Source organism: Bhargavaea sp. CC-171006, assembly GCF_009761675.1.
GTDB lineage: Bacteria > Bacillota > Bacilli > Bacillales_A > Planococcaceae > Bhargavaea > Bhargavaea changchunensis.
Genome location: NZ_QUZH01000013.1, coordinates 89502 through 98995 on the forward strand (window position 1 = coordinate 89502; position 9494 = coordinate 98995).

The following is a 9494-nucleotide window of genomic DNA, read 5'->3' on the forward strand; positions in this document are numbered from 1 at the left end:
AAATTGATTATCATTTCCAATCCGATGGCAATACGGTTTAGCGACCTTTTCACCAGTTATATGACAGCTATATTTTGTGATAAAAAATATAAAAAGCACGGCATGCATTGGCACACCGTGCAATCTTATGATAATGACTGGACATCTTCAGACTAAGTCATTTTTTCTATATCGCACCTTGATGCGTCGTCTCTTCTTTCAGAACACATTCTCCGCCTGGATGGCGATCGTGTTTTTCGGCAGTTTCGCATGGTTCCGGTATACCCTGAAGATTTTCAAACTCCCGCAAATCGAATTCCAGGTGAAGCCGGTCCTGATGAAATCGACGCCGCCCCTACATCCAAGTCGGCGGAGCGGTTGTGGGAGGTGGTGCAATAAGAATATGCGCGGCTATGTAATCTTAAAAAACTCCCAGAATCCGCTCCGTGTCATAAAACACGAAGAATCTTCGAGGAGTTTTTATCTTGGCCTGTAAATTTGCACCAAGCCATATGGGCAAGGTTAAATTCCACGTTCTCAAACCGGATGCAACGTCTTTGCCGTTCCTGCCTTCATGACCTGCCCTGGCAGCTCATATCCGAGGATTTCCTGCATCCGTTTGGAAGTTCCGATCAATCTCTCCAGATTGATGCCCGTCCTCACGTCCATCAATTCAAGCATGTGGGCAACATCATCCATCGCGACATTCCCGCTCGCTCCCGGGGCAAACGGGCAGCCGCCTATCCCCCCGAGCGCGGCATCAAAGTACCGGATGCCTTCCTGATAACCAGCCACCAGGTTAGCGAGGCCCATGCCCCGCGTATTATGAAGGTGAAGAGCAAAGCGCTGTTCCGGGTAACGGGCGGAAAGTGTCCGGACAAATTCCGCCACCTGTTTTGGATTGGCCATGCCCGTCGTGTCGCAGAGCGTGATCTGAGACAGACCCATATCGGCGACTTTCCCAATGACCGCCTGAACTTTGTCCACCGGGTACAGCCCTTCAAACGGACAGCCGAATGTCGTCCCCAAGCTCAGGATGATGCGGTCAGGAGAAAAGACTTCCGTGATTTCTTTTAACTGAGACAAGGATTCTTCAACCGTCCTGCGCACATTTTTCTGGTTATGCGTCTCGCTGATCGACAAAACAAAGTTGATCTTGTCCGCTCCGGCTTCATGCGCCAGCTCCGCCCCTTTCAGGTTGGGAACCAGGACGATGATTTCCGCATCCCGGCGGTCAATGCGAGCCAGTACTTCCTTGGCATCCTTTAGTTGAGGAACCGCCTTCGGTGAAACAAATGAGGTCGCTTCCAGACGCTTGACTCCGGAGGCCAGGATTGCATTCAGGACTTCTGCTTTCCTGTCGGTCGGAATCCATTCCTTTTCCATCTGGAACCCGTCCCTTCCCGTCACATCCGTCAATACCACGTCAAGATCCGGCATTTGCCACGTCTCCCTTCACTTTCGGCAGTTTATAAAACTCCTTAAGTTCAGCGTATCCGCCCGCTAGTCTCCCAAGTGGGTTCAGCCGATCCAGGTCCACTTTGTAAGGCTCCACGTAGTACTCTTCCTGGATATGATAATTCACGACTTTCCCCAAAATCAGATGATCGGTCCCCAGTTCGAGGATTTGATCCAGCTCAAGCTCGAATGAAATCGGAGCTTCACCGACCCTGGGCACTCCGGTTACCGTATCAAGCACACCGGTCAGCCCCGCCGTTTCGAATTCATCCACTTCGGCGGCATGGTTCAGTGATGTCTCATGCATCGCCTCTCCAAGATCGGCGCGGAGAATATTGATCACATACTTGGACGTGTCCCGGATATTCTGGAGCGTATCCTTCACCGTCCCTGTTCTCTCCCCAACTCCCGGTCCGATTGAAATACAGAGCATCGGCGGTTTCCTTGATGCGACCGTGAAAAAGCTGAATGGGGCCAGGTTCCGGTTCCCATCCGTATCGATGGTCGATACCCAGGCGATGGGTCTCGGCACAACAGCACCTGTCATCAGTTTATAGGCGTCTTTTGTATTGAGTGTTCGCAAATCAATCTGCATGGGCTGCCTCCTTAGGTCTTCGTTGTTTTTCAATTCCTGATGCCAGTTTCAGTGAAATCAGCACCAACATCAGCAACGCCAGCAGGAACCACCAGGCGTACTGGAAAGAATGGCTTACATCAACCATCATTCCGAACAGGGGCGGAACAAAGAGGACACCACAAGACCCGATGGTCAGCGTAAAGCCAGTCGACAATCCGACCCGTTCTTTTGGTACCACCTCTGTGGCGCTGTTCATCCAAATTCCGTTATAGCCGGCAATACAAAAGCCTAGCACTGCGGCTATAGCGGCCAACACATAATAAGGTGTTCCCGCAGGCAACATGCTAATCAGGGTAATCAAAACCGCCGAAATGAGCGTCACCAGAATCAGGACAATGATTCTCCTGGACTGGAACAGGGTGTCACTAATGATGCCCCACCCGATCCGGCCAAGTGAACCGGCCACCTCTGAAATGACCAGCAAACCGGCAGCAGCGGTCAAACTGATCCCGATAAACTCATGACTATAAATGACCAGATACGTATTGAAGGTCATCTGAATCCCGGTCAATCCCATTGCTGCAAGGCTGATCAGGACAAGCGGACGGTTTTTGGCGACATCCGACAAGCCGGAAAAAAGATTCTTCCACCCACGGTCCTTTGCAGGTATTTCGCTGATGCCCGCAGGATCCTTATAAAAACAGGAAGCCAGCAATCCGCCGGTGATCAGCAAGGCGGCTGACGTCAGAATCGAGGCTTTCCATCCATATGCCTCACCCAACGGCAGCAGGATAATCGCTGCGAGCGCCGAGCCGAATGTAACCCCCATCTGCTTAATTCCCATCGCGATTCCCCGCTTCTCCGGAAACCAGAAGAAAATCCCCTTGTTCGCCGTCGGGTGCATCGATCCGTATCCGAGACCAGCCACGGTAATACACAGCAATACAAAACCGAAATAGGGCAACAGCGACATGGCGACAAACGCGCCGGTTACACAGGTTGCCACAAGAATCAGCATCCGCCTGGAAGAAATGATGTCTGACAGATAGCCGGACGGGATCGCGATCAGCGCCTGCCCCAGAAATAGAGCAGCCGTCAGCATGCCGATCTGGGAATTTGTGAGATTCAGGTCATAGCCGATCAAAATACTGAGGGGCGCAATACTACGCCCCGCAAATGCCACTAATATCTGCACAATCAGCAACCACAGCAACATCGTCCACGATTGCCTTAAAACAATAGAATGGGATCCCATCCCTTCATCTCCTTAGTTCTGGGTCGGCATCCTCGTGAGTGCCGGCGCCGCCACTTCCTCATCGTCCTCTTCTGCTGAAGGAACGAGGATGGAACCGACAACCGCGACCAGGAAGTTCAGCGCCAGCCCGATGACCCCGCCATGGATACCCATGACTGTTTTATGGCCTGTCCAAGTCATGAGCCCGGCGACGATCGCGCCAAGAAGCATCCCCCAGAACACCGGCTTCGCGGACATCTTCTTCCAATAGATGCCGAGCACAAATGCCGGGAAGACCTGGACGAGCAATTCAAACTTGAGAACAAAGATTTCATACAGGGTGCCCGGAGGATTCCAGGCAATCCAGAGAAGCAAAGCGATGACAACAACGCCTGCGATTTTGCCGGCCATCAGCTTTTTCTTTTCCGGCGCATCGGGATTAATGTATTTTCCATACAAATCATTCGAGACGATTGAAGAGAAGCTGAGCAGGACAGAGTCCGCAGTGGAAATGATCGCCGCGACAATGGCGCCGAAGAAAATGATCATGATCCAGTAGAAGAACCCGTTGATTCCGGCGATTTCGTTTGCCAGAAGTCCGACCAGCTGTTCAGATCCTGCTGTATCCAGGCCAGGAATAACGACGATCCCGATCAAACCGATGAACAGGACGAGACCGGTCGTGATCGGCGGCATCCAGGCCATGCGGGCAAACGACTTCTTCAGTGTCCGCTCGCTCTTCGAAGCGAAAATCCTCTGGACCGCATGCGGATAGATTGCCGCTCCAAACCCGACCAGAAGCAACATACTGAACCAGTTAATCGATGTGGTCAGATCCGGCACACCGACAAGACCCGGATCGACGTCGGCAATGCTTTGAGTAATCGTTCCAATCTTGCCCCCCGCCAGATAAATGGCACCAATCAGGAAGATGACAATCCCGACCATGAGGACAAGCCCCTGCATGACGTCGGTAAAGGCGACAGCACGCATGCCGCCCATCCACTCATAGGCCAGCATGACAAGGATGAACCCGACAACCGCCACCTGGTAGGGAATCGTTCCGCCTGTCAGGCTGGTGACCGCATGGCCGATTGCGACCAGCTGTTCCAGTAGGTAGTTGCCCAGCCCCCACAGCATGAGGAAAATCGCCAGGATTGTAACCCGCTTAGACTTAAACCGATGGCTCAGCCAGTCGGAAGGCGTGATGAAATTATGCTTCTTGCCCAGTACATACATCCTCGGCGCAAAGAGGAGATAGATCCCGATGATGATGGTCATGAAGGAAATCGACTGCAACCAGGTCAGCCCGGTCCGGTAAGCCGACGGGGCATAGCCGACAATCGTGTTACCGCTGTACTGCGTGGCATATAGGGTGAAGAACAACGCAACAAATCCAAGGTTTCGGCCGGCCAGATAGTAGTTGCTGAGGCTGTTGTTGACCGTTTTATCGGAGCGTCCGGCAAACCATCCGATGGCAAGCATGATGACCGCATAGGCAATGAGGATGATGACTCCGTCCAAGCCCGCAAACTTGAGTTCTGTCATTCTGCCGCTCCCCCTTCCCGCTGCTCCTGCTCTTCTTCATCTTCAACAAGGTTCCACTGCGTCAGCGTGACCCAGTACAGATAACCGCTTAAGACCAGTGATGCAACCAGGATGATCAATGCCCAGTATGGCAATCCGAACACCAAAGGATAGATGTCCCCCTCCGGAAAATACCACGGAACATTTGCCAGAACGATCAGCACCAGCCCGATCCAGATCCATTTCTTCCGGATCGGCTCTTTGATAGGTTTGGAATTCATAGTCTCTCCCCTTATAGAAATTTTCCCCTGTGCCCTTCGGTCTGAATTCGTGGTGCGGATCTGGCTGAAGATCGACCTTTTGCGCAATCAGATAATATTCTTTTGTTTTAGTTCATCCAGTTTCTCCTCGTCATACTCCAGTAGTTTTCCGTAGACGGCCAGATTGTCTTTGCCGACGGACTCGGCCCCGACATGCTTCACTCCACCTGGCGTGCGGCTCAGTTTCGGCACGACACCGGGCATCGGGAACTCGCCCAAGGTCGGATGATCGGTCTTGATGATCATCTCCCGAGCCGCGTAATGCGGATCTTCCACGATATCCTTCGCGGAATAAATCAGCCCGGACGGTACACCATGCTCTTCAAGAAGCGCCAGGATCTCTTTGGCTTCCAGGCTCTTCGTCCATTCCTCGATCAGGGCGTCCAACTGCTTCTGGTTTTCACCTCGAGCCAAGTGGGTCGCATATCGCTTGTCTTCCGCCAGCTCCGGCTGTCCCATCGCCTCACACAGACGCCTAAAGACTCCGTCCGCATTCGCCCCGATGACGACATAGGTTTTGTCTTTGGTGAAGTAGATGTTGGACGGGGCCACTCCCGGCAGGACGTTCCCCATCCGCTCTCGGATATAGCCTGCCAGCAGATAGTCAGGAATGAGGCTCTCCATAACGGCAAAGACCGACTCATAGATGGCCGTATCGACCACTTGCCCCTTGCCCGACTGATGGCGCTCCTGAAGGGCGACGAGGGTTCCGATTGTGGCGAACAGTGCCGCCAGCGTATCGCCGATGGAAATCCCGATCCGGGAAGGCGCCCGGTCTTCAAAGCCGGTTACATAACGGATCCCGCCCATCGCTTCCCCGACACTGCCGAAACCGGCTTTTTTGTGGTACGGCCCGGTCTGTCCAAAACCCGATGTCCGGGTCATGATCAGCTTCGGGTTGATCTCGGAAAGCGTTTCGTAGGAAAGTCCCCATTTCTCAAATGTCCCCGGACGGAAGTTCTCGATCAGGATATCGGACTCCGCCACAAGCTCTTTCAAAATCTCCTGCCCTTCAGGCGTCCGAAGATTCAGTGTAATCGACTTTTTATTTCTGGATTGGATTGGCCACCAGAGGCCGACGCCATCCTTTGCCTTGCCCCAATTCCTCAGCGGATCAGAAACGTCCGGAGCCTCGATCTTGATCACTTCAGCTCCAAAATCCCCGAGCAAACGCCCTGTAAATGGCCCGGCCAGCAAAGTACCGAGTTCAAGAACGCGGATTCCTTCGAGCGGCAGCTTCTGCTCCTCTGCAGTCGAACTTCCTTCCTGTGCGGAATCCGCTTCTTGCGGCTTTTCTTGAAAGTGAACCAAAACGCCATCCCCCCATTCAGATAAATTTAATTTATCAAAAAATATCACACGGTATACAATCAGTCAATAAAATTCCTAAAACTAAATAAATTTATCTCATAATCATAAATATTGTATACAGTAACGAACAAGATCGGCTTTTAGGTCTTATTTCCTTTATGTTGGAATTCAGCTAAACTAGTGAGAAGACTTTCCCAAGATACCTCCATAGAAAGGAACCGCCATGAATCCATACAAGTACATGAAAAACGCCATCATCGTCGGCCAGTATAAACCGGGAACACGACTTACCGAAAAAGCGCTGGCCGAAGAACTGCAGGTGAGCCGAACCCCGATCCGTGAAGCAATCAAGCAACTGGAAGTCGACGGGCTGATCACGCCCTACAAAAAACGCGGATATGTCGTAAAGTCCTTCTCAATAGAAGACATCCGCCAAATCTACAACGTCCGTGCGCTCCTGGAAGGATACGCAACCGGAGAAGCTGCAATCATGCGGACTGATGAAGACATTGAACGGATTACCGCCAAGAACAAGGCTTACCGCCAAGCCATAGAGTCGGTTGACCGTGAAGACATTGAGACCATTCAGTACATCCAGCAAATCAACCAGCAATTCCATACCGAGATCCTGGCGGCCGCCCGAAACGATCATTTAAAGGCTCTTATTGAACGGGTGGTCGTTGTGCCGATCATCTTCCGTTCCTTCTACTGGTACGACGAGAGACAGCTCCTGCGCTCACTCCAAGTACATGAAACCATCCTGCAAGCCCTCCGCAACAGAGAAAGCGACCGTGCACGTGTGGCCATGCAGGAACACATCTACCAGGGACGGGATGATGTGATTCATGCTCTCCAACAGCAAAACATCCTCCAAGATGAATAACCCCAAAAAATCCCGCCTCCAATTAATTGAGGCGGGATGACTTGTCTAGTATTCATTTACTCGCAGCTTCCTACTAATCCAGCGTTTTTTCACGAAGCCACCCTTCTACTCCACGTCCTCCTCAAAATCCTTCGGTTCCAGATCATCAGGATTTGGATCATACGGATCGGACGGCTGGGTGTCGTGAGGATCTTCTACATAAGTACTAGGTCCGCCTGTCGGGTTTGCCACTTCATCCGGTGTGATGCAGTCAGCGCATCGATCAGGTTCGGAAGAATGGCCGGGATCAAACTCTTTTCCGCATTCAACACAGACCGGGTGCGTTTTGGTCATGGGCTGCTCGCCTCCATTTTGTCATTTTGGCTTTATTATGCGGAGTTCGCACGGCTTCCATTCAGATTGCCCAAACATAATGAGTTGAGTCATTAGTGACTAGTTTAAATGGCTATCCATATACAAAATCTATTGATTATATGTTCACAGCACCATAAAAAAAAGACCGTCATAAAACGATCATTGTAAGGCACTGATTGCGCGCTCGAGCAGGTCGATATCTTCTGCAATCTTCAGCTGCATTTCTTCGTCCCGGCACTCTTCCAAATCTATATATAATCGCAAAAGCTCATACGAAAACATCTGGTATTCAACAGTATTCTCCAATATTCGCGTTACCCCCATTGTGGAACTGTATCTACATATTCCCACCCCTTTAGAATATAAACCATGTTTGACGTCCACTTTTTTCGATCTTTTCAACCGGCTTAGGGGTATTTCACCTAATCGCCCTCCACTTCAGGCAGACAGAATCTTCCCCATTTTGGATGATTCATACTATAAGACTAATTTTTATGAAATAAATTTATGCTATAATATTCCGGAATCCTTATCGCAGATCATTCCCGGTCATTCGGCATATTCCGCGGCAAGGAAAACTCGTTGTCAATATCGCTGTCTCCAAAATCTATACATAAGGTGGATGAAATGAAAAAAAACAAACTGTCCAAGAAGATTCTCGCCGTCACCGTTGCCCTTTCCCTATCTGCTCCATTCGCGGTTCTGGCTGAATCACCCGCCAAGGTTGTCGTTGATCCGGGCCATGGCGGTCATGACTCAGGAGCTCTCGGAAATGGGCTTCTGGAAAAGAATCTGAACCTGAAGCTGTCCCTGATGATCAACCAGAAACTCAACGCCTCTTACGTCGTGAACACAAGAATGACAAGGGACTCGGACATTTACCTTTCCCTCAATGAGAGAACCGACTTCGCCAATAACTGGGGCGCGGACTTGCTTGTGTCTGTCCACCATAACTCCTCTGGCGGTTCCGGATATGAAGATTATATCCACTCCGGAAACGCAACGGCAAAAGATCGTGAAGTCCAAAATGAAATCAACAAAGAAGTCCAAAAGGTACTGAACCGATATGGGCTGAATAACCGCGGAAAGAAAAGTGCCAACTTCCATGTTCTTCGGGAATCCGGTATGACTTCCATTCTTCTTGAGATCCTGTTTGTTGATAATCCGACAGATGCAGCACATCTCCGGAACAACAACTTCATGAATGACATGGCTTCCGCCATTACACTCGGCATTGCCCAGGCATTGGATCTGCCGCTCAAAGAAAACGCTTCGGCCCCTTCGATCGGAAGCGGGGGTGCTGAGCACGCTTCAGGGATCAATGTCCAGCAGTTGAACGGTACGTTCGAATCAACAGCGGATAACCTGAACGTCAGGACGGGCAACACGACACAGTACCGCTCGCTCGGCAAACTCAACAAAGGCGACAAGATCCAGGTCACCGGTGTAACATCCAATGGCTGGTACCGATTCAGCTTCAACGGGACAACTGCGTATGTCAGCGGAGATTATCTGAAGCAAATTGCTTCGGCCCCTTCCACCCCGTCCAACGGAATGATTTACGGCAAGACGCTGTCTCTCGGCGCAACCGGATCGGCCGTAAAAGACTGGCAGCGCGACATGAACACGGTCGGCTTCAAGATGGCGATTGACGGAAGCTTCGGATACAGTTCCCGCACGGCGGCAATCGCTTTCCAGAAAAAGTACGGACTCACTCCGGACGGTTATTTCGGGCCTTCTTCCCAGCAGAAGATGGCGACCCTGCTCAACGGCTCAAGCAAGCCGGCCAAGCCTTCCAAGCCGGCTGAACCTGAAAAAACCGAAAAACCGGCAACGTCCGGCGGCATGATC

At 51.3% G+C, this 9494-nt stretch carries 10 protein-coding genes; 2 read left to right on the top strand and 8 right to left on the bottom strand.

Going from position 1 to position 9494, the window contains the following annotated elements; translation table 11 throughout:
* Positions 1-516: 516 nt before the first annotated feature.
* The 6 genes from DZC51_RS05900 to DZC51_RS05925 form a co-directional block, all read right to left on the bottom strand.
* Positions 517-1419: a hydroxymethylglutaryl-CoA lyase gene (locus DZC51_RS05900; RefSeq protein WP_157294452.1), complete on the bottom strand. Its 903-nt coding sequence runs from the start codon at positions 1417-1419 to the stop codon at positions 517-519.
* Positions 1406-2032, bottom strand: a complete 627-nt coding sequence (locus tag DZC51_RS05905; RefSeq protein ID WP_157294453.1) for a flavin reductase family protein — start codon at positions 2030-2032, stop codon at positions 1406-1408. The genes DZC51_RS05900 and DZC51_RS05905 overlap by 14 nt, the downstream gene beginning before the upstream one ends.
* On the bottom strand, positions 2022-3269 hold the full coding sequence (locus DZC51_RS05910) for an MFS transporter (protein ID WP_157294454.1): 1248 nt from the start codon (positions 3267-3269) through the stop codon (positions 2022-2024). Before DZC51_RS05910 ends, DZC51_RS05905 begins: the two co-directional genes overlap by 11 nt.
* Positions 3270-3281: 12 nt before the next feature.
* Positions 3282-4796 carry a sodium:solute symporter family protein gene (locus DZC51_RS05915; RefSeq protein WP_157294455.1) on the bottom strand — a complete coding sequence of 505 codons (1515 nt, stop codon included), beginning with the start codon at positions 4794-4796 and terminating at the stop codon, positions 3282-3284.
* A complete protein-coding gene (locus tag DZC51_RS05920) occupies positions 4793-5056 on the bottom strand; it encodes a hypothetical protein (protein ID WP_157294456.1) in 264 nt (87 codons plus the stop codon). Before DZC51_RS05920 ends, DZC51_RS05915 begins: the two co-directional genes overlap by 4 nt.
* An 87-nt stretch (positions 5057-5143) precedes the next feature.
* Positions 5144-6331: a CaiB/BaiF CoA transferase family protein gene (locus DZC51_RS05925; protein ID WP_232524069.1), complete on the bottom strand. Its 1188-nt coding sequence runs from the start codon at positions 6329-6331 to the stop codon at positions 5144-5146.
* Positions 6332-6629: 298 nt separating this feature from the next.
* On the opposite strand from DZC51_RS05925, the gene DZC51_RS05930 reads away from it, so the two are divergent.
* On the top strand, positions 6630-7289 hold the full coding sequence (locus DZC51_RS05930) for a GntR family transcriptional regulator (protein ID WP_157294458.1): 660 nt from the start codon (positions 6630-6632) through the stop codon (positions 7287-7289).
* A 105-nt stretch (positions 7290-7394) separates the two neighbouring features.
* On the opposite strand, the gene DZC51_RS05935 is transcribed toward DZC51_RS05930, so the two are convergent.
* Both DZC51_RS05935 and DZC51_RS05940 read right to left on the bottom strand, forming a co-directional pair.
* The gene (locus DZC51_RS05935; protein WP_157294459.1) at positions 7395-7622 is read right to left on the bottom strand and encodes a hypothetical protein; all 228 of its coding nucleotides are present in this window, start codon (positions 7620-7622) and stop codon (positions 7395-7397) included.
* A 180-nt stretch (positions 7623-7802) separates the two neighbouring features.
* Positions 7803-7949, bottom strand: a complete 147-nt coding sequence (locus tag DZC51_RS05940; RefSeq protein WP_157294460.1) for a hypothetical protein — start codon at positions 7947-7949, stop codon at positions 7803-7805.
* A 321-nt stretch (positions 7950-8270) separates the two neighbouring features.
* Here DZC51_RS05940 and DZC51_RS05945 point away from each other — a divergent pair.
* Positions 8271-9494 (top strand): N-acetylmuramoyl-L-alanine amidase (locus tag DZC51_RS05945; RefSeq protein WP_157294461.1); only part of this gene is annotated, 1224 nt, incomplete at its 3' end.